Source organism: Mycobacterium kyogaense, from assembly GCF_003254575.1.
Taxonomy (GTDB): Bacteria; Actinomycetota; Actinomycetes; order Mycobacteriales; family Mycobacteriaceae; genus Mycobacterium; species Mycobacterium kyogaense.
Genome location: NZ_QJUA01000036.1, coordinates 38,152 through 61,446, shown reverse-complemented (window position 1 = coordinate 61,446; position 23,295 = coordinate 38,152). Strand labels below are relative to the sequence as shown.

The 23,295-nt window shown below is 69.2% G+C and carries 23 protein-coding genes; 4 read left to right on the top strand and 19 right to left on the bottom strand.

The genetic code is table 11. The features are described from left to right. Positions 1-148 precede the first annotated feature (148 nt). Positions 149-1,753, top strand: a complete 1,605-nt coding sequence (locus tag DMB80_RS21395; protein WP_240431317.1) for an HNH endonuclease signature motif containing protein — start codon at positions 149-151, stop codon at positions 1,751-1,753. A gap of 4 nt (positions 1,754-1,757) precedes the next feature. On the opposite strand, the gene DMB80_RS21390 is transcribed toward DMB80_RS21395, so the two are convergent. The 4 genes from DMB80_RS21390 to DMB80_RS21375 are packed head-to-tail and all read right to left on the bottom strand — an operon-like array spanning position 1,758 to position 5,202. Further along, positions 1,758-2,150, bottom strand: coding sequence for a universal stress protein (locus tag DMB80_RS21390; protein ID WP_111511699.1), 393 nt, complete (start codon positions 2,148-2,150; stop codon positions 1,758-1,760). After that, a complete protein-coding gene (locus DMB80_RS21385; protein ID WP_046363248.1) occupies positions 2,147-3,688 on the bottom strand; it encodes a tripartite tricarboxylate transporter permease in 1,542 nt (513 codons plus the stop codon). Before DMB80_RS21385 ends, DMB80_RS21390 begins: the two co-directional genes overlap by 4 nt. After that, positions 3,689-4,216, bottom strand: coding sequence for a tripartite tricarboxylate transporter TctB family protein (locus tag DMB80_RS21380; protein WP_046363247.1), 528 nt, complete (start codon positions 4,214-4,216; stop codon positions 3,689-3,691). Continuing rightward, positions 4,213-5,202, bottom strand: a complete 990-nt coding sequence (locus DMB80_RS21375; RefSeq protein ID WP_111511698.1) for a Bug family tripartite tricarboxylate transporter substrate binding protein — start codon at positions 5,200-5,202, stop codon at positions 4,213-4,215. The genes DMB80_RS21380 and DMB80_RS21375 overlap by 4 nt, the downstream gene beginning before the upstream one ends. A gap of 149 nt (positions 5,203-5,351) precedes the next feature. On the opposite strand from DMB80_RS21375, the gene DMB80_RS21370 reads away from it, so the two are divergent. Further along, positions 5,352-6,908, top strand: a complete 1,557-nt coding sequence (locus tag DMB80_RS21370; protein WP_240431320.1) for a sensor histidine kinase — start codon at positions 5,352-5,354, stop codon at positions 6,906-6,908. Beyond that, complete coding sequence (locus DMB80_RS21365; RefSeq protein WP_111511696.1) at positions 6,901-7,569, top strand: response regulator; 669 nt, start codon at positions 6,901-6,903, stop codon at positions 7,567-7,569. The genes DMB80_RS21370 and DMB80_RS21365 overlap by 8 nt, the downstream gene beginning before the upstream one ends. Here DMB80_RS21365 and DMB80_RS21360 read toward each other — a convergent pair. Further along, complete coding sequence (locus DMB80_RS21360; protein ID WP_111511695.1) at positions 7,551-8,222, bottom strand: GntR family transcriptional regulator; 672 nt, start codon at positions 8,220-8,222, stop codon at positions 7,551-7,553. The genes DMB80_RS21365 and DMB80_RS21360 overlap by 19 nt on opposite strands. 15 nt (positions 8,223-8,237) lie before the next feature. After that, positions 8,238-9,773, bottom strand: a complete 1,536-nt coding sequence (locus DMB80_RS21355; RefSeq protein WP_240431316.1) for a GMC family oxidoreductase — start codon at positions 9,771-9,773, stop codon at positions 8,238-8,240. 153 nt (positions 9,774-9,926) lie between these two features. On the opposite strand from DMB80_RS21355, the gene DMB80_RS21350 reads away from it, so the two are divergent. After that, positions 9,927-10,658 carry a type 1 glutamine amidotransferase gene (locus DMB80_RS21350; RefSeq protein ID WP_111511694.1) on the top strand — a complete coding sequence of 244 codons (732 nt, stop codon included), beginning with the start codon at positions 9,927-9,929 and terminating at the stop codon, positions 10,656-10,658. Here the strand turns inward: DMB80_RS21350 and DMB80_RS21345 are convergent. From DMB80_RS21345 to ftsW, 13 genes are all read right to left on the bottom strand, one after another. Further along, the gene (locus tag DMB80_RS21345) at positions 10,628-12,001 is read right to left on the bottom strand and encodes a TIGR01777 family oxidoreductase (RefSeq protein ID WP_111511693.1); all 1,374 of its coding nucleotides are present in this window, start codon (positions 11,999-12,001) and stop codon (positions 10,628-10,630) included. The genes DMB80_RS21350 and DMB80_RS21345 overlap by 31 nt on opposite strands. Before the next feature lie 111 nt (positions 12,002-12,112). Next, positions 12,113-12,433, bottom strand: a complete 321-nt coding sequence (locus tag DMB80_RS21340) for an ICP22 family protein (RefSeq protein ID WP_111511692.1) — start codon at positions 12,431-12,433, stop codon at positions 12,113-12,115. Between the two features lie 11 nt (positions 12,434-12,444). After that, on the bottom strand, positions 12,445-13,269 hold the full coding sequence (wag31, locus tag DMB80_RS21335) for a DivIVA-like cell division protein Wag31 (protein ID WP_111511691.1): 825 nt from the start codon (positions 13,267-13,269) through the stop codon (positions 12,445-12,447). A 176-nt stretch (positions 13,270-13,445) separates the two neighbouring features. After that, on the bottom strand, positions 13,446-13,736 hold the full coding sequence (locus tag DMB80_RS21330) for a YggT family protein (RefSeq protein WP_046363238.1): 291 nt from the start codon (positions 13,734-13,736) through the stop codon (positions 13,446-13,448). Positions 13,737-13,829: 93 nt separating this feature from the next. Continuing rightward, on the bottom strand, positions 13,830-14,498 hold the full coding sequence (locus DMB80_RS21325) for a cell division protein SepF (RefSeq protein WP_046363237.1): 669 nt from the start codon (positions 14,496-14,498) through the stop codon (positions 13,830-13,832). Then, entirely contained in the window at positions 14,495-15,319 is an 825-nt protein-coding gene (locus tag DMB80_RS21320; RefSeq protein ID WP_111511690.1) for a YggS family pyridoxal phosphate-dependent enzyme, read from the bottom strand. Before DMB80_RS21320 ends, DMB80_RS21325 begins: the two co-directional genes overlap by 4 nt. Then, entirely contained in the window at positions 15,316-16,029 is a 714-nt protein-coding gene (gene pgeF / locus DMB80_RS21315; protein WP_111511689.1) for a peptidoglycan editing factor PgeF, read from the bottom strand. The genes DMB80_RS21320 and pgeF overlap by 4 nt, the downstream gene beginning before the upstream one ends. Before the next feature lie 19 nt (positions 16,030-16,048). Next, positions 16,049-17,215 (bottom strand): cell division protein FtsZ, encoded by a 1,167-nt coding sequence (ftsZ, locus tag DMB80_RS21310; RefSeq protein ID WP_048422641.1) that lies wholly within the window; start codon positions 17,213-17,215, stop codon positions 16,049-16,051. A gap of 188 nt (positions 17,216-17,403) precedes the next feature. Continuing rightward, the gene (locus DMB80_RS21305; protein ID WP_111511688.1) at positions 17,404-18,225 is read right to left on the bottom strand and encodes an alpha/beta fold hydrolase; all 822 of its coding nucleotides are present in this window, start codon (positions 18,223-18,225) and stop codon (positions 17,404-17,406) included. A gap of 73 nt (positions 18,226-18,298) precedes the next feature. After that, positions 18,299-19,228: a cell division protein FtsQ/DivIB gene (locus DMB80_RS21300; protein WP_111511687.1), complete on the bottom strand. Its 930-nt coding sequence runs from the start codon at positions 19,226-19,228 to the stop codon at positions 18,299-18,301. Continuing rightward, positions 19,225-20,637 (bottom strand): UDP-N-acetylmuramate--L-alanine ligase, encoded by a 1,413-nt coding sequence (gene murC, locus DMB80_RS21295; protein WP_111511686.1) that lies wholly within the window; start codon positions 20,635-20,637, stop codon positions 19,225-19,227. The genes DMB80_RS21300 and murC overlap by 4 nt, the downstream gene beginning before the upstream one ends. After that, entirely contained in the window at positions 20,634-21,758 is a 1,125-nt protein-coding gene (murG, locus tag DMB80_RS21290; RefSeq protein ID WP_111511685.1) for an undecaprenyldiphospho-muramoylpentapeptide beta-N-acetylglucosaminyltransferase, read from the bottom strand. The genes murC and murG overlap by 4 nt, the downstream gene beginning before the upstream one ends. After that, complete coding sequence (gene ftsW / locus DMB80_RS21285) at positions 21,755-23,290, bottom strand: putative lipid II flippase FtsW (protein ID WP_111511684.1); 1,536 nt, start codon at positions 23,288-23,290, stop codon at positions 21,755-21,757. The genes murG and ftsW overlap by 4 nt, the downstream gene beginning before the upstream one ends. Between the last annotated feature and the right edge of the window lie 5 nt (positions 23,291-23,295).

Below are 23,295 nucleotides of genomic sequence, written 5' to 3'. Positions count from 1 at the left end.
CCGTCCAACTTTTCACCCTCGCTACCAGCAAACCCACTAACGACGGCCAACCGGCCATCACCAAGCGCGCACGCTCACGTGAGGCAACGACCACCCCTACGCGCGCATCTTGACGTGAGGCAACAGGGCCACGACCCCCGGCGAGCGGGTGCGGGCGTACGCGCGTGTCGAGAACGCCGCCTGCGCAGCCCGGTTGTCGGCGATGGCCGACCTGCTCGAGCGGGCCTACGCCGCGTCGGGCTCGGCCGAACGGGAGCAGTGGCGTTGCGACAATTGGTCCTCGGTGTGCGCGCAGATCGGTGCGGCACAGACATTGACCAACGGAATGGTCAACGCGCTGCTGACCAATGCGGTGGTCCTGCGGGATCGGCTACCCAAGGTCGCTGCGGTCTTCGCCGAGGGGCTGATCACCTACCTGCTGGTGCGCACCATCTGTCAACGGACCGCGCTGGTGCAGGATGCCGCCGCGCTGCGGGCGATCGACGCCGACTTGGCTGAGCAGCTGCGCACGTGGGGTGCGAAGTCGCTGAGTCAGACCGACGCCGACATCGACACGCTCGTGCTGCGCCACGACCCGTACGCGGTGCGCCGGGCCGAGGAAGTGGTGCGCACGACCGGAGTCACCGTGCACACCGATGGCGCCACCGGACTCGCACATGTGGACGCGACCGTCACCGCCACGGACGGTGCGGCATTCGACCGGCGCGCCGACCTGCTGGCACGCACGGTGTGCGATCGGGATCCGCGCACGCTGGATCAGCGCCGCGCGGCAGCGTTGGGAGCGATGGGCTTCGGCTGGGACCGGTTGCCTTGCATGTGTGAGGGTCCCGATTGCGACGCCGCCGCCAGACCGCCGGTCGGCGGGGTCGTCATTCACGTCATCGCCCGTGAGGACGCCGTCGGGGACGGAATGACCTGTGCTGCAAGTACCGCAACGCCGGACCCGGGCCAGGAGTTCAGACCGCTGACACCACCAGATCTCGAACGGGAGCCCGCTGCCGACGCGGTCTCGCCGCCGCCGAAGCCACCAACGGGCCATCTCTCCGCGCAACGGCGAGCCCTGACGGGTGAGCCGCCGCCGCTGTTGTCGAAACCGTTGCGCGATCACACTGTCGCTGAGCTCATCGCCGAACTGAGCGCCGGCCCCGGAGAGTTCAGTCCGGCGTCGCCCGGAATCATCGTCGGCGGTCCGGTGCTGCCCGCGGCAGTCGTCGCTCAACTCGCGATGCACGCCAGGAGCAAGAAGCTGACCCTTCCGGGCCAGACTTCACCGGAACCGCGCTACCGGCCCTCGCAAGCGTTGGCCGACTTCGTGCGGTCCCGAGACCTGACCTGCCGTCACCCCGGCTGTACCCGGCCGATCGACGACCTCGACCACACGATCCCCTACCACTGGGGACCGACGTGCGCGTCGAACCTCGCCGGCTACTGCCGTCACCACCACCTGCTGAAGACCTTCTGGCCGGGCTGGTCCACCGTGCAGTATCCCGACGGGACGATCGTGGTCACCGACCCTGACGGCCAGGCCTCGACGAGCTACCCGGGCAGCCGATTGCTGTTCCCTGAACTGTCCGAACCCACCGCGCCGGTCCGCGAGTGCGCCGCCCCGCCCCCCAAGCAGAGCGCCGGCCTCACCATGCCGAAGCGGCGGATCACCCGCATGCAGGCGCGTCGGCAACGCGTCGAAGCGGAGCGGAAACGCAACGCGCCGTGGGCCGAGCAGTACCTGCGCGAATCGGTTCCGGCGTTCTAGCGGATCAGTCCTCGGCAGGCTTGACCGCAAGCACCGGTTTGGGGCATTCCAGGATCAGCTTCTGCGCCACGCTGCCGAGTAGCAGCTTGCCCACCGGGCTGCGGTGGCGGATGCCCACCACGAGCAGCTGCGCGTCGTCGCGCTCCATCGCGGACAGCAGCTCGTCGGCGGCGTCGACACCCACCGGCTGAGTCAGCTGGTAGGCCACGCCGCACTCCTGCAGCCGTGCCTCGACATCGTGCACCTGCTCTTCGCCGGCGAATCGCGAATCCACATAGGACTCACCGGATGTCGCGTTGATGACGTACAGGTCGGTGCCGCGCAGCTTCGCCTCGGAGATGCCGTGCTCGAGCGCGGCCTGGCCGAACCGGTCCGAGGTGTATCCGATGACGATCACAGCTGACCCGCCTTTTCCTTCTGGTCCTTGTCGTCCTCGACCACCAGCAGCGTCTCCTCGCTGCGGTGCATCAGCCGCAGCACCAGCGGCGCCAGCAGTAGCAGCGCCATCAGCACGTAGGTGACGATCGCGACCGGCTCGGTGAACAGATTGCCCCAGTCACCGCCACCCAGCTGCAGGCTCTGCCGGAGCTGGCGTTCGATACGCGGCCCCAGGATCACCCCGATGATGAGCGGCAGCACGGGTAGACCGAAGCGCCGCATCATCAGACCCATCAGACCGAACACCAGCAGCAGAACCAGATCCAGCGGTTGTAGATTGACGGCAAAAGCACCGAGCGTGGCGAAGAACAGGATGCCGGCGTACAGGTACGGCCGCGGCGTGCGCAGCAGCTTGGCCCACAGCGGCGCCAGCGGCAGGTTCAGCACCAGCAGGAGGAAGTTGCCGATGAACAAGCTGGCGATCAGCGTCCAGATGAGCAGCGGCTCCTTCTCGAACAGCGTCGGCCCCGGCTGGATGCCGTAGGACACGAACGCTGTCAGCATCACCGCGGCGGTGGCGTTGGTCGGCAGCCCGAGAGACAGCATCGGCACCAACGTGCCTGCCGCCGAGGCGTTGTTGGCCGCCTCCGGCCCGGCGACGCCTTCGATGGCGCCCTTGCCGAACTCCTCGGGATGCTTGGAGAGCTTCTTCTCGGTGATGTAGCTCAGGAACGTCGGCAGCTCGGCGCCACCGGCGGGCAGTGCACCGAACGGGAACCCGAACGCGGTGCCGCGCAGCCACGGCTTCCACGAGCGGCCCCAGTCCTGCTTGCTCATCCACGGACGTCCCACCGGGATCACATCGGCCGGCCGGCGGCGCAGATGCGCGGCCACCCACAGCGCCTCGCCGAGGGCGAACACCGCGACCGCGATCACGACGATGTCGATCCCGTCGGCGAGCAGCGGGATGCCGAACGTGGCGCGCGGCTGTCCGGTCAGCGAATCGATGCCGACGATGCCGATCGCCAGGCCCAGCAACAGAGAGATCAACCCGCGCATCTTCGATGATCCGAGCACCGCGGTGACGGCGACGAGTGCGAACAGCATGATCGCGAGATACGACGGCGCGCCGAGCGTGACCGCGAAGCGCGAGATCGCCGGTGCGAACGCGGCCAGCAGCGCGGTACCGATCGACCCCGCGACGAACGATCCGATCGCTGCTGTGGCAAGGGCTTGCGCCGCCCGCCCCGCTTTCGCCATCTTGTTGCCCTCGATCGCCGTGATCACCGAGGACGATTCGCCCGGGGTGTTCAACAGGATCGAGGTGGTGGAGCCGCCGTACATGCCTCCGTAGAAGATGCCGGCGAACATGATGAACGCCGCGCTGGGGCTGACGTTGTAGGTGATCGGCAGCAACAGCGCCACCGTCATGGCGGGCCCGATGCCCGGCAGCACGCCGACCGCAGTGCCCAGCAGCACGCCGATCACGGCGTACAGCAGGTTCATCGGGGTGGCGGCCTCGGCGAAGCCCTGGAGGAGCCAGTCGAAGTTTCCCATTTACAGAATCCCATCCAAAACGCCTGCGGGCAGCGGGATTCCGAGCCCGGAGTAGAACGCGTAGAAGCTGGCGACGGCCAGCACGGCACCGATCGCGATGTTGCGCACGTAATGCTTGCTGCCGAGCACGGTGGCGCACCCGGCGAAGAACAGGGCGCCGGCGATCGCCCAGCCGAGCGGCTGCACCAGCAGGATCAGCAGGATGAAGAGACCGACGAGCAGCCCGACCGTACGCCAGTCGCTGGGCATGTCCGGGTCGATGTCCTCGCCCGCATCGGCTTCACCGCGGGACCCGCGGGGAATGGCGATGGCCAGCACCACCGCCATCACCAGCAGCCCGATCCCGATGGCGATCGGGAAGAGCCGGGGCCCAACGGGATCGACCTTCGCGTAACCGCCGGGCATCGTCACGCCGTTGAAGACGAGGAATGCGCCGACGACCACCATCACCGCGCAGACGACGTACTGCGCGTAGTCCGGGCGGGCCGGCGCTGTCGTGTTCTGTTCTGTCTGTCCGGTGTCGCTCATACCAGCCCCAGATCCGTCAGCGTCGTCTCCACCCGCCGGTCCTGCTCTTCGAGGAAGTCCTCGAACGGCTGCCCGGTCATGAAGGCGTCGGTCCACCCGTTCTTCACCAGCGCCTCTTTCCAGGCGTCGGTGGCATGCATCTCTTCCAGCACCTTGATCATCGCGTCCCGGTCCTCGTCGGAAATATCCGGCGGGGCAAGCACTCCGCGCCAGTTGGTGAAGGTCAGGTCGATCCCCGCCTCCTTCAGCGTGGGTGCGTCGACACCCTCCACCCGCTCGTCACCCGACACTGCGAGCACCCGCACCTGACCCGATTCGATCTGATCGACGTACTCGCCGAGACCGGACGTGCCCGCGGCGATCTTGTTGCCCAGCAGCGCCGTCAGCAGATCACCACCGCCGTCGTAGGACACGTAGTTGACCTTCGTCGGATCGACGCCGGCCGCCTTGGCGGTCTCCATCGGGAACAGATGGTCAGGACCGCCCGGGTTCGAGCCGCCGCCGACGGTGATCTTGGCCGGATCGGCCTTCCACGCCGCGATGAAATCGGCGACGGTCTTGAACGGTGAGGACGCCGGAACCAGGATGCCTTCCTGCTCCTCCACCATCTTGGCCAGCGCCGTGGCGTTGGAGGCGCGGGCCTTCGAGCCATTGGTGAACGTCGCGCCCACCACCCCAAGACCCATCATCATCATCAGGTCGCCATTGCCTTTTTCGTTGATCAGCCGGGCCATCGCGACGGTGCCGCCGGCGCCGATCACGTTGAAGACCTCGACGCGGCCGGTGATCTTCTCGTCTTCCATGACCTTGACCGCGGTGCGTGCAGTCAGGTCGTATCCGCCGCCCGGGCTGTTGGGCACCATCATGCGGAGCCGGTGCAGCCCAGAGTCCTCGCCGCGGGTCACACCGCACGCTGAGAGCAGCAGTGCGGCGATCATGGCGAGGACGATGCCGGCGACCGGCGTGCGCCGGCCCGATGCGAACATGTCGTCCCCCATCAATTGATTGTGATGCTCAGCAATACTGGACCCCGGCAGTGACTCAGGTCACGCATAAGAACGCAAAGGAAATTCTGGTCATTAAGAACATCCCGCTAGCCCGCAGCCTCGCCGCGCAATTCCTGGCGTTTCAGCTGATGGTCGTCGCGGTCGTGCTGATCGCGGTCGCCGCGGTCTCGGTGGCCCAGTCGACCAGCGAATTCCGGGAGGCGCGCGGAACCAGGATGATCGCAGTGGCCGAGAACATGGCCTCCACCCCCATCGTGCGGGAACGCATCGAGCGCGCGCCTGCGGATCCGTTCGCCAGCCGCATCCTGGCTCCCGAGGTCGACCGCGCCGTCGCCCTCTCGGGCGCCACACTGGCCGAGATCCTCGCCCCGGACGGCACGGTGTGGGTGTCCTCGGCTCCCTCGCGAGTCGGGGCTCGGGTGGATCTCGGGCCGAGCCGCGCCGACGAAGGCCGGGCCTGGTACGGCGACGCGGACGTCGACGGCAGGCACAGCCTGGTCGGGCAGGTGCCGATCCTGTCCCCCGACGGTGACGTATTGGCCGTCGCCTCGGTCAGCGAAGGCTATCCGTCGGTGTGGGCGCTGCTGTCCGGCGCGGGGGAACGGCTGCTGATCTACCTCGGCCTCGGCGCCGGACTCGGCCTGATCGCCTCCTATCTGCTGTCCCGCCGGATCAAGCGGCACACCCGCGGCCTGGAGGTGACGGAGATCGCGAGCCTCGCCGATCACCGGGAAGCGTTGCTGCACAGCATTCGAGAAGGCGTGATCGCGGTCAACAACGACGGTGAGATCACCGTCCTCAACGACAGCGCGCAGGAGTTGCTCGGGGTGGGCGCCGACGCGGTCGGCAAGCGGGTCGACCGGGTGGGGATCGACCCTGCGGTGGTGGCGCTGCTGATCCCGGGCGGCGCGAGCCGATCCGCAGAAGATCGAGTGATCGCGACCAGGACACGAGTTCTGGCGTTGAGTCGTCGCGCCGCCACCAGCGGCGGCGAGCGGATCGGTACGGTGACCACGATGCGTGACAGCACCGAACTCGCTGCGCTGCAGGGGCAGCTGTCCTCTCACAAGAGCGTCACCGACACGCTGCGGGCGCAGACCCATGAATTCGCCAACCAGCTGCACACGATCTCGGGCCTGGTCCAGCTCGGCGAGTACGACGCCGTGCGTGACCTCGTCGGCACGTTGACTCGCCGCCGGGCGGAGATCAGCGACGCGGTGACGCAACGCATTTCGGACCCCGCGGTGGCGGCACTACTGATCGCGAAAACCTCACTGGCCGCCGAGAGCGGAGTCGCGCTCGCGCTGGCGCCGGAATCACACCTGGCACCGCTGGACCCCGCACTGGCCACCGATGTGATCACGCTGCTGGGCAACCTGATCGACAACGCGGTCGACGTGTCGGTCGGAGCACCAGAGCCCGGTGTGACGGTGGAGATCGACGACAGCGACGGACTGGAGATCATCGTGCGCGACAGCGGACCCGGAGTGCCCGAACACCTTCGGGAAGCGATCTTCGCCCGCGGGGTCACCTCGAAACCCGATGTCCCCGGTGGACGCGGTATCGGCCTGGCTCTGGTGCGCCTGGTCACCGCCGCGCACGGCGGAACCGTCGGCGTCAGCAATGTTCCCGACGGCGGCGCCGAGTTCACCGTGCGCCTGCAGGGGGTCCGCACCGATGCGTGACGTGCTGGTCGTCGACGACGACTTCATGGTCGCCGAGATCCACCGCCGCTTCGTCGAGCGGGTGGACGGCTACCGAGTCGTCGGAGTCGCGCGCACCGGCGGCGAGGCGCTGACCGCCGCGCGTGAACTCGGCCCCGACCTGATCTTGCTCGATGTCTACCTGCCGGACATGACCGGCCTGGAGGTGCTGCAGCGGCTGCGAGCCGACGGCGACAGGGTCGGGGTCATCATGATCACCGCGGCGCGCGAACTCGACACCGTCAGTGGCGCGCTGGACGGCGGTGCCGCCGACTACCTGATCAAGCCCTTCGAGTTCGATCAGCTGCAGACCAAGCTGCTCGCGTTCGCAACACGCGCCGATGCACTGGAATCCGCGGCCGGGGTGGACCAGTCGCTGATCGATTCGCTGTTCGGCGGCCCAGCGGCAACCCCCGCCGCGAAGGTGCTGCCGAAGGGCCTCGGCGCGGAGACCGGCGAGCTGGTCCTGGCCGCGGTGCGCGACGCCGGTGAGGTCTCCGCCGCCGAATGCGCTGATGTGGTGGGCATTTCGCGGGTCAGCGCGCGACGCTACCTCGAGCATTACCTGAACACCGGGACGGTGGAGCTGCGGCTGCAATACGGCGTGGGTCGCCCGGAGCGGCGCTACCGGCTCGCTCGGTGAGCCGCGTCGACCACCTGCGAGAGCGTCAGCCAGTTGCGCTGGGTCGCCGCGGCCGCGCCGTCGGCCTCGCCCTTGCGGCACAGCGCGAGGATCCGCTTGTGTTCGGCGATCGAGTTCCGGCCCGACAGTGACGAGAACCGCAGGTGTTCCAGACGCCGCAGCACCGGGGTCACCTGGTCGAGGACCTGGGCGATCACCGGGTTGGCGCTCGCGCGCACCGCGACCCCGTGGAACTCGTCGTCGGCGCGCATCGCCGCATCGGCATCCCCCGCCGCCAGAGCCGCTGCGAAATCCTCGTTGGCCCTGGCCATCTGGGTGTAGTCGGCCTTGTCCATCAGCGGAACCGCGGTGCGTACCGCGAGTGCATGCATTGCGGCCGCCACGTCCTGGGCGTTGAGCACCGCACGATCTTCGATCGCCGAGACCACCGTTGACCGGCCAGGGACCGTGTGCACCAGTCCCGAGGCTTCCAACCGGGCCAGTGCTTCCCGGATCGGCGTCCGGCTGACCCCCAGCCACTCTTCAAGTTCCGGATCGCGCAACTTCTCTCCGGGTGCCAGAGTGCCGTCGACGATGGCGTCGCGCAGTGACTCGTAGGCCTGCTCACGCAGCAGCGATCGGCGGTGTCTCCCTCGCTCGACCGGTACCGGCATGCGAAGTATCGTATATCAGCCCCTGTCAGCCTCCTTGATCATCGCGGCCGCCTTCTCGGCGATCATCATGGTCGCGGCGTTCGTGTTCACGCCGACGATGCGCGGCATGATCGACGCGTCCGCGATGCGCAGCCCCTCGAGCCCGTGCACGGCGAGCTCGGGATCGACCACCGCCTCGGCGCCGGTGCCCATCGCGCAGCTGCCGACCGGATGGTAGTAGGTACCGGTGGCCCGGAACACGTAGTCGCGCAGCTCTTTCCGATCGACCGCGGGGGCGCCGGGGAGTACTTCGCCCGCATGCCAGTCACGAAACGGTGTCGTGGCAAGGATCTGGCGCGCGACGTCCAGGCCGTACAGCATCCTCTCGACGTCCGATTCTTCGGCGAGGTAGGCGGGGTCGATCAGCGGCGGCGTCTGCGGGTCCGGTCCCGCAAGCCGGATGCTTCCGCGGGAATCCGGCACCATCGTCACGGCCACGGTGAAGCTGTTGGCCGGCGCGGCCAGATGCGGTGGATGGAATGGCACGTGAATGAACATCAACTGCATGTCGGGGCCGTCGAGGGACGGATCGCTGCGGAAGGTCATCGAGGTCTCCGCGAGGTTGGTCCGACCCGCCGGAATCGGTTGCGCGGCTTCGCACACCACGCCGCACAGGGGATGGTCGTGCAGGTTGCGCCCGACGCCGGGAAGATCGTGGTGGACCGGGATTCCGACCTCGGCCAGATCGGCGGCCGGGCCCACCCCCGAGAGCAGAAGCAATCGGGGCGAGTCCACCGCTCCGGCGCTCAGGATCACCTCCGCGCCGGCATGAGCGCGGTGCGTGCGGCCACCCTGCCGGTATTCGACACCGACGCAGCGGTTTCCCCGAAAAAGGAGTCGGTGCGTGCGCGCTCCCGTCGCCACCGTGAGGTTGTTCCGGGTTCGCGCCGGGTGCAGATACGCCAGCGCGGCACTCTGCCGTCGACCATCGGTGATCGACAGGTCATGCCAGCCCGCGCCGTCGGACTGCGCACCGTTGAAATCTGCGGTAACCGGATGGCCGGCAGCGGCGGCGGCGCGGACGAAGACCTCTGACAGCGGGTTGGCCTCCGCCCGGGCGACCGGCGCCGGACGCAGCGGTCCGCCCCGCCCGCGACGATCCGGATTGCCCGCCGGAACGCTTTCCATCCGCATGAAGTACGGCAGCACCGATGCGTGATCCCAGCCCGTACACCCTTGCGCAGCCCAGTAGTCGAAATCGCTCGGATGTCCGCGCAGGTAGACCATTGCGTTGATGCTGCCGCTGCCACCGAGGGTGTGCCCGCGCGGCCATGCGTGACGCAGGCCGCCGCGCTGGGCGACGGTGTCGTAGGCGTAGTCGACGACGCTGCCCCACAGGGTGGGCCACAACGGCGGGGTCGCGATCTGCGGGTGGCTGTCCTCACCACCGGACTCCAGCACCAGCACGCGCACACCCGAATCCTCGGACAGGCGCGCGGCGAGCACGCACCCTGCCGATCCCGCACCGACCACGATGTAGTCGTAGTTCTCCATCACGTGCCCTCGCTTCATCTCGATGTCGTGTGATCGTTGGCGTTCCACCGGAGGGCACAACGCCGGCGAGTAGCAATATATTGCACATTGCGCGTGCGTTTGCCCGCCACCACCGTGATGTCTCCCCCTGGGGAAGGGTCAACACCGCATAGCCGTGAGTCAGGCTGGATAATGACCGGCGTGGCACCAAAGGTTCTGTTTCTGCGCAACGAGCACATGGCCACCGAGGCACTCCTCGGTGAGGCGTTCACCGACAGCGGCTTCGACGTCGAGCACTTCCAGGTGGTGCCCCCTGACCAGGTGGACTCCCCCGCCGTCGAGGTCGCCTTCCCCGATCCGACCGCATACGACGTGATCGTGCCGCTCGGCGCCCGGTGGCCGGTGTACGACCAGGCACTGCGCGAGACCTGGGTCGGTGCCGAGATGGCGCTACTGCGCGATGCCGCCGACGCCGGGGTTGCGCTGCTGGGCGTCTGCTTCGGCGGTCAGCTGCTGGCACAGACCTTCGGGGGCTCGGTGGCGCGCTCCCCACGGCCGGAGATCGGCTGGTACGACGTCCTCAGCGATCGCCCCGACATCGTGCCCAACGGGCCGTGGTTCCAGTGGCATTTCGACCGCTGGACGCTGCCACCCGGCGCCACCGAACTGGCCCGAACGCCGAACGCCTCGCAGGCGTTCGTCCTCGGCCGTGCGCTCGGCCTGCAGTTCCACCCCGAGATCGACACCGATCTGCTGCGGGGATGGCTGGCTGACGACCGCGACGGTGACGTCGCGGCCGCCGGCCTCGATCACGACCAACTACTTGAGCGCACAACCGATCTCGCCGGTGACGTCGCCCCGCGAATCCGGGCGCTGGTGTCCGGGTTCGTCACTCACGTGGTGGGGAGATCGCGCCCCAGCTGATGGGCCAGCGCCTCGGCGACGTGGGTATGCCGGAACGGATGGCCTGCGGCGAGCAGCTTCGTCGGCAGTACCCGCTGGTTCGCCTCAGCGAGTTCGCGGGCACCCTGCGCCCCGAGTAGGACGCGGGGCCCGATACTCGGCACCGGCAGCAACGCGGGCCGATGAAGCACGCGCGCAAGCTCTTTCGTGTACTCGGTGTTGCGCACCGGCTCCGGCGCCACCGCGTTGACGGGCCCGTGGAGCTCGGAGTCGTACAGCGCCCGGTGGTAGACGTCGACGAGGTCGTCCAACCCGATCCACGACAGCCACTGCTTGCCGTCGCCGAGTCGCCCGCCCAGGCCCGCCGCGAACAGCGGCCGCAGCAGCTTCAGCGTCCCGCCCGCCGCGGCCTGCACGATCCCGGTGCGCACGAGCACGACACGCAGCCCGGCATCGGCGGCCGGCACGGTCGCGGCCTCCCAGTCGGTGACCACCTCGGCCAGGAAACCGTCGCCGCGTGACGCGTCCTCGGTCAGCGTGACATCGCCCCGGTCGTAGCCGTAGTAGCCGATGGCCGACGCGCAGATGAACGTCGACGGGCCACCGTCGGTTGTGGCAGCCACTTCGGCGAGCCGGCGAGTCGGCTCGATTCGACTGTTGCGGATGGCTTTTCGGTGCGCGTCGGTGAAGCGACCGGCGATCGATTCACCCGCGAGATGGATGACCGCATCGACGCCCCGCAGCAGATCCGCGGCGGGGGCATCCGGATCCCACTGACGTTCGTCGGCGTTCTCGGTGTCGTTCCCCGTGGGCCGCCGCACCAGCCGGATCACCCGATGCCCGCCGGTCGTGAGGAACGCGCACAGAGCCGCACCGACCAGTCCCGACGCGCCGGTGACGGCGACCGTGAGCGGCTGTACGCCGGCCACCTCGGCGCGCTGGTGCGCCGCGAGGTCGCCGATCAGCTGCCGATGCCGGTAGGCGAACATCGGGCGCAGAAATGCCGCGGGCACCGCCGCCTCGACGCGGTCGTGGATGCGCGTGCCGGAACCATCCTGCTCGAACGTGTGGGTGTGCCGCCACGGCCCGGCCAGACGCGGCGGCCAGGACGTCACGCCGTCGGAGGAGAGCTCGTCGACGAAGCGGTGACCGTCGACGTACGCGTCGGGTTGATGGCGGGCCACCCAGCGCAGACCGCCCGGCAGACCCAGCACCGCCACGCCGTCGGCCAGGGACTGCGCTTCGGAGACCACGGTCATCGGCTGCCAGGGCGGAACGAGGCGACGCATCGCACCCGGTCGCGCATGCCACTGCCAGACGTCACGCAGCGGATGCTCCACCACGCTCTCGTAGTCGATGCCCATGACCCTCCCTGCCTCGTCGTCGATCAGTGATTCGGCGCCGTGGCGGGTCCGGATTGCCCCGCTCGGTCACCCATGATCAGCACGGCGAAGGGTGCTGTAGGACAGGGCGATTCAGCTCTTGGCCGGACCCTCGTCGGGGCGCTCGGCGGCTGGGACGGATTCCTCGTCGGGGAAGTCTTCGGCCCCGGACGCGGCAGGCGGCTCGTCGGGATAGTCCTCGACGTCCTGCTGCGCGGAATCCTCGTCGAGCTGATCGGCCTCCTCCTCGGCGGAGCCCTTCGACCGATCCCGCAGCGCGTCGACGATCAGGAGGATCACCCCGATCAGGCTGGCCGCGATGCAGACCCAGGCGATCAGCGCATTGCTGGTGACCACCGCGAGCACCAGGGCTGCGAGGCCGATGACGGCGAGGACGAGCGCAACGATGAGCATGAGAAGCGAGGTTAGTTGTTACCCCGATTGAACTGGTTGAATCCGCCGTCGCTGTTGGCGCCCGAATCGACCGGTGCTGCCGAACCGCGCTGGCCGAGCTCTTCGAGCTGCGATTCCAGGTACGTCTTCAGGCGGGTCCGGTACTCGCGTTCGAACGTCCGGAGCTGCTCCAACCGGCCTTCAAGCACTGTGCGCTGCTGGTTGATCGTGCCCATGATCTCGGAGTGCTTGCGCTCGGCGTCCGCCTGCAGGGCGTCGGCCTTCTCCTGCGCCTGACGCAGCTGCGCCTCCGAGCGGCTCTGCGCATCGGCAAGCATCGCGTCGGCACGCTGACGCGCCTCGGTGACCGTGGTCTCCGCGGTCTGCCTCGCCTCGGCGACCATCGCGTCCGCCTGCGAGCGCGCATCGGAGAGCATCTTCTCGGACTCGGCCTTCGCACCGTCGGTCAGGCGATCCGCGGTGTCCTGCGCCAGGCTGAGAATCTTCGCCGCCCGCAGGTGCTGATCTTCAGAGGCGGGCGCGGTCTGCTGCGGGGCGGGCGCCTCGTATACGGCCTGCGGAGCCGGCTCGGGCTCGGGTTCGGGTTCCGGCTCATACACCGGCAGCGTCTGAGTCGGCTGGGCGGCGGCCGCAGCCCCACCCGAGCGCGCGGACGACAGCTCGGAGTCGAGCTCGGCGACCCGTTGCCGCAGGTCGGCGTTCTCTTCGATCAGGCGGGACAGCTCGTTCTCGACGAGATCGAGGAACGCGTCGACCTCGTCCTCGTTGTAGCCGCGCTTGCCGATGGGTGGCTTGCTGAAGGCAACATTGTGCACGTCGGCAGGAGTGAGCGGCATCGTCTGCCCCCTTGAGTCTGGATCGTCAGAACGATCTCACAGTGTAAAGCCTGGCTTGAAGGTAACTGGCGTCCATCCTGTCACACCAGACCCTGCGGTTGCAGTCGAGGGCGATAAATACATCGAATCTCCACCTTCACCTGCGGTGAATGCGGTGACCAGGCCCGCGGCGGACCTCAGACCGCCGCGCCGAATGCCAGCTGCATGCCGACGAACGCCACCAGCAGCAGCACCATGATGGACAGGTCGAAGCGCACCGCCCCGATGGTCAGTTGCGGGATGATGCGGCGCAACAACCTCACCGGCGGGTCCGTCAACGTCATGATCACTTCGAGCACCACCACGGTCGCCCCGCGGGGATGCCAGTCCCGGCTGAACGAACGGATGAACTCGACCACGACCCGGGCGATCAGCAGCAGCCAGAACACGAACAGCGCGAAACCCAGGATCTCGAAGAAGAGCCCCAACGGAAGGTGACCTCACTAGGCAGATGTGACGGGGAGAGCCGGTCTGCAGTCGCAGATGACGAGAGCGAACCGGCGCCGCCAGCCTACCCGCGCCTACTGGTAGGCGTAGAACCCCGCCTCGGCGATCCGGCGACGCTGCTCGGCGGTGACATCCACGTCGGCCGGCGACAGCAGGAAGACCTTGGTGGCCACCTTGTCGAAGGAACCGCGCAGGGCGAACGCGAGCCCGGCGGCGAAGTCGACCAGCCGTTTGGCGTCGGCGTTGTCCATCGAGACCAGGTCCATGATCACCGGGGTGCCGTCGCGGAACCGCTCACCGATCGTGCGGGCCTCGCTGTAGTCCTTGGGACGCAGCGTGGTGATCTTCGCCAGCGGGCTTCCCGCTTCGAACAGCTCGGCCATACCGCGCGGGTCCATTGCCAGCGCGCCACGGGTCGAACCCCGCATCGCACCGAAACGCGGTGGCGTGCGGTCGAACTCGCGGGGCGAACGCATCCGGGGCTCGAACCGGCCGTCATCGAAACCGCCGGGCAAACCACCGGGCATGCCACCGCGGTAGGCCGCCGGCTCGTCGTACTCGCGGCGCCGACCCTCGGGCAGGTCGTCGTAGCCGCGCGAGTAGCCCTCGTCCTCGAACCGGTCTTCCCGGGGGCGACGGTAGCTGCGGGCGGGACCGCGCTCGTCGTCCTCGTAGTAGTCGTCCTCGTAATCGTCCATCGGGGCCATACCGAAGTAGGCCTTGACCTTGTGCAGTGTGCTCATTGTGAGGACCCCTCGTGCGGTGATGACCTGTGGCCGGGCTTTGTTGTCTGTGATGAAGGTGTGACTCGTGTGACTTCTGGTGGTGACGTTAGCGGTCGGGCGCCCATGAGCGCGGTACCGACACGCACACACGTAGATCCGTGTCGCACGGCGGCTTCGAGGTCGCCGGACATGCCTGCCGACAGCTCGAGCTGCCGCCCGCACCACTGCTGCACCCGCTCGCGCTCCTGCGCCAGCCGCGCGAAAGCGGCGTCGGCGTCGGCGTCGACCGGCGGAATCGCCATCAGGCCCACCAGCGTCAGCGCCGGCGCTTCCTCGACGGCCGCGCAGAGTGCATCGAGCCGCTCCGACGAGTCGACGTCGACACCGCCCCGACTCTCGTCGCCGTCGAGGCTGACCTGCACGAACACCTTCAACGGTGCGCTACGCGCCGCGTTGTCGAGTGACTCCTCCGCCGAGCGGGCCAGTGCGGCAACCACTTTGGGGCTGTCCACGGAGTGCGCCGCATAAGCCCAGGTGCCGATCGAGCGGGCCTTGTTGCGCTGGATGCGGCCGATCATGTGCCAGCGGATGTCCCCCGCGAGCAGGGAGAGCTCCGACAGCTCGGCGACCTTGGCAGTGGCCTCCTGATCGCGTGACTCGCCGAAGGATCGGCAGGCCAGCCCATAGAGCGTGGCGATGTCGGAGGCCGGAAAGAACTTGGTCACCGGCAGCAGCTCGATCTCGTCGGATCGACGGCCCGCCGCCTCCGCGGCCCGGGTGAGCCTGTCGCGCAGCTGCGCGAGGTTGTCATGCAGCTGCTGCTCGCGATCGGCGGTCACGGCGCCGGCTCCAGCCAGATCAACGACACCAACCGACCCGTCGGCGCGCCGCGGCGATGGCTGAACAGATTCGGATCGGCATACGTGCAGCGCGGGTCGACGTCGATCGCGGTGATTCCGACCGAGCGCAGTTGTCGGGCGATGCCCGCCCGCAGGTCCAGGCCCGGCGTACCGCGGGGGGTTCGGGTGCGGCTGCCGGGCAGCAGCCGTTCCACCTCGTCGGCCATCTGCTCGGGCACCTCGTAATTCGGCCCGCTGACGGCAGGCCCCAGCAGCACCGAGATGTCCGGAACCTGTGCGCCCGCGTCGACCATGACCTGCACGGCGCGCGGCACGATGCCGCCCGCAGCACCGACCCGCCCCGCGTGCACGGCCCCGATCACCCCGTGCCGGGCATCGGCCATCAGCACCGGGACACAGTCGGCGGTCACCACCGCCAAGCCGAGCGACGGCGTCGTCGTCACCAGCCCGTCGGTGTCGTCGACGATGTCGCCACCGTGCTCCACCACGGCCACCCGAGTGCTGTGCGTCTGGTTCATCCACACCACGCCGTCGGTGCCCAGCCCGGTGGCGGTGGCCAACCGGCGGCGGTTCGCCGCCACCGCAGCGGGATCGTCGCCGACGTGGTCGCCCAGGTTGAACGTGGCGTAGGGCGGTTTGGACACCCCACCGGCTCGCGTGGTGGTGACACGACGCACACGGAACATCACGTGCGAAACGTACGTCGGGTCAGTGACGCATGAACGGCGGCACGTCGACATCGTCGTCGGAGATGCCGTCATCACCGCCGCCGATGCGCACCGTCGCGCCGTTGGTGTGCGCCGCGGGGACACTCGCGGGATCGGCCGTCTCGAACAGCGACGAGCCGACGCGGCCGGCCTTGCCCGGTGCGATCGGCTGGGCCGCTGCCGCGGCGGCCGTCTCACCGGTGACGGGCTTGCGGCCCGGGCCGGCGGCGTCGAAGCCTGCGGCGATGACCGTCACCCGCACCTCGTCGCCCAGCGAGTCGTCGATGACCGTGCCGAAGATGATGTTCGCGTCGGGGTGGGCAGCTTCCTGCACGAGCGAGGCCGCCTCGTTGATCTCGAAGAGGCCCAGATCGCTGCCACCGGCGACCGACAGCAGCACGCCCTGGGCGCCTTCCATCGATGCCTCGAGGAGCGGGGAGTTGATCGCGATCTCCGCGGCCTTGAGCGCGCGGCCGTCACCGCGAGCCGAACCGATGCCCATCAGGGCCGTGCCCGCGGAGCTCATCACACCCTTGACGTCGGCGAAGTCGACGTTGATCAGACCGGGGGTGGTAATCAGGTCGGTGATGCCCTGCACACCGTTGAGCAGCACCTCATCGGCGCTGCGGAACGCATCCATCAGCGAGACCGCAGCGTCGCCCATCTGCAGCAGCCGGTCGTTGGGGATCACGATGAGCGTGTCGCAGCTCTCCCGCAGCGACTGGATGCCGTCGGCAGCCTGGTTGCTGCGCCGCTTGCCCTCGAAGGAGAAGGGCCGGGTCACCACACCGACGGTCAGCGCGCCGAGCTTGCGGGCGATCGAGGCCACCACGGGCGCGCCGCCGGTGCCGGTACCGCCGCCCTCACCCGCGGTGACGAACACCATGTCGGCGCCGCGCAGCAGCTCCTCGATGTCGTCCTTGGCGTCCTCGGCGGCCTTGCGGCCGACCTCGGGGTCCGCCCCCGCGCCGAGTCCGCGCGTCGAATCGCGCCCGACGTCGAGTTTGACGTCGGCATCGCTCATCAACAGCGCCTGCGCGTCGGTGTTGATCGCAATGAACTCGACGCCCTTGAGACCCTGCTCGATCATCCGGTTGACGGCGTTGACGCCGCCACCGCCGATGCCGACCACCTTGATCACAGCGAGGTAGTTATGCGGGGGGGTCATCGCATCGCCCTTTCCTGCCCTTGTCGTCTGTCCTGACACGGATAACCGCTGCGACAAACCCTCAATCTCAACTAGAGGCTTAGAGTTATGTCAAGTTGTTCCGTACATGCAGAACGGTAGGGCCGGGTCACGCACATGCCGAGCAGGCGCGCCGCGTGTCGCGACAAATTGTGTGCAGTCTTCGGAGCTCACCGTGCCGACGACGGATCGGGGCTCACCGCAGCTACGAAACCCGACGGATCCTCGACGTGCGGAAGATGACCGACGCCGGTGAGGACCACCGACCGGAGATCGGGTCGGAGCCGCACGAAGCGCTGATACGTCCGCTCGAGCCACAACGGGCTCTGATCACCCCGAACCCAGGTCATCGGAACGCTCGACGCCGCAACGGCCCGAGCGGAGACGAAATCCACCGAGACGCCGAACCGCGACGGATCGAACTCGGCCAGCACCGGTTCGATGTTGGCCCGCATCCGCTCACGGGCACGATCGTCGAGGTCGGCATAGGCATTGCCGCCCGACCGGCGCGCATAGACCGACCGGAAGAACACCTCACCCGCGCCCACACGGTCGCCGCGCAATTGCTTGAGCTTCAGCCGCGCGGTCGTACCCAACACCGAACAATCCATGAGTCGGGTGCTGTGGAACGGCGGTTCGACGACGCACAGTGATCGCATTCGTGCGGTCTGAGCGGAGGTCCCGGCGGCCAACGCCATCGCCACACACCCCCCGGCACTCCAGCCCACTACGTGGGCGGGCTCCTCACAGACCTGCGTGAGGATGGCCCCGAGATCGTCACGGTGAATCCGGAAGTCGCGCACCGGAGGATGCTGTGACTGGCCGTAGCCACGGCGGTCGTAGACCACAACCTGGTGCCGGGCCGCCAGCAATTCGATCACCGGCTCCCAGGTCGACGAGTCGGTACCGGTGCCGTGCACGAGGACCATCGGCGCGCCGGCACCGAAGCTGTCGTAGTGCAGTCGACACCCTGGAACGTCGATCGTCGCCATGCCCGGCTCCCCACAACCCGTTGGCAGTCAGTTCACCGTCACACGAGGCGTCCGCCCGCGCAATGCCGATCAGTCACTTGACCGTCGGCAGGTCCGGCGACGACACGTCGTAGGTCTTGCCGGGCTGAGTGAGCAGCGCCCCGAGTTTGAGGGCCTTCTCCTCGGTGCGGTCGGTGGTCCCCCACACCACGGTGCGCCCGTCGATCAGCGTCAGCGTGATCGCGGCGACCGACGGTGCCGACACCCGGCCGACCTGGGCGGCCACCTCCGGACGCAACGACGTCACGACCTCGAGCGCGGCCTTGGTGGCCGGATCGTCGGGCCCGGGGTTCTCGACGTCGAGATACGGGATGCCCGGCGGGGGCGGCCCCGCCGCGAAGTCCACGCCGTCCTTGTCGAACAGGTGCACCCCGTCGGGATAGTCACGGACGACCACCGGCACGCGCTCGACCACGGTGATCCGCAGCGTCGACGGATACTCCCGCTGCACCCGCACGCTGGCGACCCGGCGGATCTCGGCGACCTTCTCGGCCACCGCGTCGGTGTCGACCTGCAGCAGCGGCCTGCCCGGCGGCACCCCGGCCGCCGCGACGACCTCGTCCTGGGTCACCGCGCCCAACCCGACGACGACGATGTCGCGCGCCGACATGATCGGCGTGAAGTACAGCAACAGGCCGATGCCGACGACCACCACCGCGACACCAGTGCTCCACAACAGCAGCTTGAGCCCGCGCACGGTGCCGCGGCCCAACGTGGTGGTCTCGGCCGGCGACGCGGTGAGCGTGCGCCGTTTCGCCTCGCGGCGGGCCTCCTCGATGGCCGTGGCCCGCGCCTGCGCCGCGCGACGCTCCTCCCGCTCACGGCGGGCGCGCCGGCGCGGCCCCTCGACGTCTGCGGTCTCGGGCGCCTCCTGGCCGTCGGCGTCCGTGGCCGATTCGGGCGTGGCCGGTTCAGGCGTGGCCGGTTCGGGCGTGGCGGGTTCGTCGTCGGTCGGCTCGGTCATCGCAGTTCGGCCAGGATCTCGTTACCCAGCAGTGTCACGTCACCCGCGCCCATGGTGACGACGACGTCGCCGGGACGGGCGGCCGCCGCCACCGCCGCTGCGACGGTGGAGAAGTCGGGCAGGTAGCGCACCGGCACGGTGACGTGCTCGGCGATAGTCGCGCCGCTGATCCCGGCCAGGGGTTGCTCCCTGGCCGCGTACACGTCGAGCACGAACACCTCGTCGGCGAGGCTCAACGCCTCACCGAACTCGCGCGCGAAAGTGGCTGTACGCGTATACAAGTGGGGCTGGAACACCACCACCGAGCGGCCGCCGGCCTCGTCCACCAGCGCACGCACCGCGGTGAGCGCCGCCGTCACCTTGGTCGGGTGGTGGGCGTAGTCGTCGAAGACGCGCACCCCGGCCGCGGTGCCCACGAGCTCGAAACGCCGCCGCACACCTTCGAATTCGGCGAGTGCATCGAGGACCTGGTCGGGGTCAGCACCCACGTGCGTGGCGGCCAGCAGGGCGGCCAGCGCGTTGAGGGCCATGTGCCTGCCCGGTACGGACAGCCGCATGGTCCGCGGCCCGCTCTCCCCCGCCAGCGCCACCGTGGCCACCGCGCCCGTGCCGCGCTGCTGCCACTCCAGCAGCGCCCCGGCCAGGTCGTCGTGAGTTCCCGAGCCGTAGCGCAGCACCCGAATGCCCAGCGCCGCAGTGCGTTCGGCGAACGCCGCGGCACCGGGATCGTCGGTGCACACCACCACCGCCCCGCCGGGGCGCAACCGTTCGGCGAACGCGTCGAACACCGCGACGTAGGCCTCTTCGGACCCGAAGAAGTCCAGGTGGTCGGCCTCGATGTTGGTGACCACGGCGATGTCGGGCCGATACTGCACCAGCGAGCCGTCGCTCTCGTCGGCCTCGGCGACGAAATAGGCTCCGCTGCCGTGGTGGGCGTTGGTGCCGGGCTCGCCGAGGTCACCGCCGACGGCGAACGACGGGTCGAATCCGCAGTGCTGCAACGCCACGATGAGCATCGACGTCGTCGTCGTCTTGCCGGCGGTACCGGTCACCATCAGCGTCGTGTCCCCGGCCATCAGCTCGGCCAGCACGGCGGGGCGCAGGATGATCGGAATCCCGCGCCTGCGCGCCTCGACCAGCTCCGGGTTGGTCTTCGGAATCGCAGCGTGCGTGGTGACCACCGCGGTCGGCCCGCCCGGCAGCATGTCCAGGGCCGACGCGTCGTGCCCGATGCGCACCTGGGCGCCACGCGCCTTCAGCGCCACCACCGCGCGCGACTCCTTGGCGTCCGACCCGGACACCAGGCCGCCGCGGTCCAGCAGAATCCGTGCGATGCCCGACATTCCGGCCCCGCCGATGCCCACCATGTGCACCCGCGCCAGCTCGGCGGGCAGCTGCTCGGAGCTCATGGCCGTGCCCGCCCGAGCCCTGCCGAGGCCACCTCGAGTGCGACCTCGGCCACCCTCCGCGCTGCGTCCGGGTGACCCGCCAGTTTCGCCGCCGCCGTCATCGCGGCCAGCCGGGTCCGGTCGGTGAGCAGACCGGCCACCGTCGTGGCGACCAGATCAGGGGTGAGCTCGCGGTCCTCGACCAGCAGTCCGCCACCGGCGGTCACCACGGGCAGCGCGTTGAGCCGCTGCTCCCCGTTGCCGATCGGCAGCGGAACGTACACGGCAGGCAGGCCGACCGCGCTGACCTCGGCGACCGTCATCGCCCCGGAGCGGCAGATCGCCAGGTCGGCGGCCGCATAAGCCAGATCCATGCGGTTCAGGTACGGCACCGCGACGTACGGCGGGGCCCCGGGCGCCGGGGCCGGGAGTTCGAGCGTGTTCTTCGGTCCGTGCGCGTGCAGCACCGCAATCCCTTGGCGGGCGAGGGCTTCCGCAGCCCCGGCCACCGCGCGGTTCAACGACTGGGCGCCCTGCGAGCCCCCGAAGACCAGCAGCACCGTGTCGTCGTCGGAGAAGCCGAAGAACGCGCGCGCCTGCGCACGCACGGCCGCGCGGTCCAGCGAGGTGATGGTGTCGCGGACCGGCACACCGACGACCTCGACAGGGCCCAGCCCCGGGTCGGGCACCGCGGCGAGGACACGGGCCGCCGAGCGGACGCCGACCCTGTTGGCCCAGCCCGCGCTCGCGTTGGCCTCGTGCACGACGACCGGAATGCGCCGCCCTGGACGCACGCTGCGCGCCGCGAGATAGGCCGGGACGGCGACGTAGCCGCCGAAGCCGATGACGACATCGGCCGCGACGCCGTCGAAGATCGCCCGGGTCTGCCGGACCGCCTGGCGCACCCGCAACGGCAACCGCGCCAGATCGGCCGACGGCTTGCGGGGCAGCGGCACCGGGGTGATCAGCTCGAGCCGGTAGCCACGCTCAGGGACCAGCCGGGTCTCCAAGCCGCGTGCCGTCCCCAACGCGGTGATCCGGACGTTCGGGTCGAGCGCGGTGAGCGCATCGGCGACGGCCATCGCGGGTTCGACGTGACCGGCCGTGCCTCCACCGGCGAGAACGACCGAGATACCGCTCACCCGTGACGTTGACCTTCCAGTGTGCGGGCCCGTCGGCCCTGATTGCGCTGGCCAGCACCATATCCGACGGGTGGGGTGGCCGAGCGCACCGGGCGCTTGCCCGACCGCGACCGCGCGGGCTTGGCTTTGGTGTCCACCGTGGCGGCCCGGTTCGAGCGGGTCTTCGTCTTCAGCCGGTCGCGCACCGCCTCCGCGCGGGTCGGCACGTACGGGGCGGGCAGCGGGAGGCGCAGCAGCCGGTTCACCCGGTCGTCGCGGCCGGCGCGCAGCGCGGCGACCGCCTGCGGTTCGTGGCGCGCGGCGTTGGCCATGATCCCGATCATCAGCAGCGTGGTGGCCGTCGAGGTACCGCCGGCGGAGATCAACGGCAGCTGCAACCCGGTGACCGGGAGCAGGCCGACGACGTACCCGACGTTGATGAAGACCTGCGAGAGCACCCACAGCGTGGCCGTCGCGGTGAGCAGCCGCAGGAACGGATCGGCGGACCGCCGGGCGATCCGCATACCGGTGTAGGCGAAGAGCCCGAACAGGCACAGCAGCCCGGCGGCGCCGATGAAGCCGAGTTCCTCACCGACGATCGCGAAGATGAAGTCGTTGTGGGCGTTGGGCAGGTAGTTCCACTTCGCGGTGCCCTGGCCCAGGCCGTCACCGAAGACGCCGCCGTTGGCCAGCGCGAACCGGGCCTGCCGGGACTGATAGCCCATGCCCTGCGCGTCGGCGCCCGGGTTGAGCCAGGCCTGCACGCGCGCCGACCGGTAGCCGGCCGACACCGCCAGGATCGCGCCCGACACCACCACCGCGCCCAGCGAGGTGAGGAACACCCGCAGCGGCAGGCCGGCGTACCAGAGCAGGCCGAGCAGGATCACGCCCATCGACACCGTCTGACCGAGGTCGGGCTGCGCCACCACCAGCGCCAGCGCGATCACCGCGGCCGGCACCAGCGGCACCAGCATCTCTTTCAGCGAGGCCTGCTCCATGCGGCGCGCCGCCAGCAGGTGCGCGCCCCACACCGCCATCGCGATCTTCGCCAGTTCCGACGGCTGCATGGAGAACCCGGCGATCACGAACCAGCCGCGCGAACCGTTGGCCTCCTTGCCGATCCCGGGGATGAGGACCAGCACCAACAGCACGATCGTGAACGCGAAGCTGCTGAACGCGAAGCGGCGCATGAGCGCGACCGGCGTGCGCATCGCGATGTAGAACGCGAGCAGGCCGATCGCCGTCCACAGCACCTGCTTGCCGAAGACCGCCCACGGCGAGCCGTCCATGTCGTAGGAGTAGACGCCCGACGCCGACAGCACCATCGTCAGGCCCATCGTCAGGAGCAGCGCGGTGACGGCGATGATCAGGTGGAACGACGTCATCGGTCGGTCGAGCCAGGCCCCGACACGGGTGCGCGGCGCGGTCGCGGCGCCGCTGGAGTCATGCGAGGACGACTTCGACGACGAGGTCAGGGCCGGCAGGGCGGCCCCGGCGTCATCGGCGGCAGGGTTGGCGCGCCGGTGGCGCAGCCGGGCGAGGATCGCGCTCATCGGTG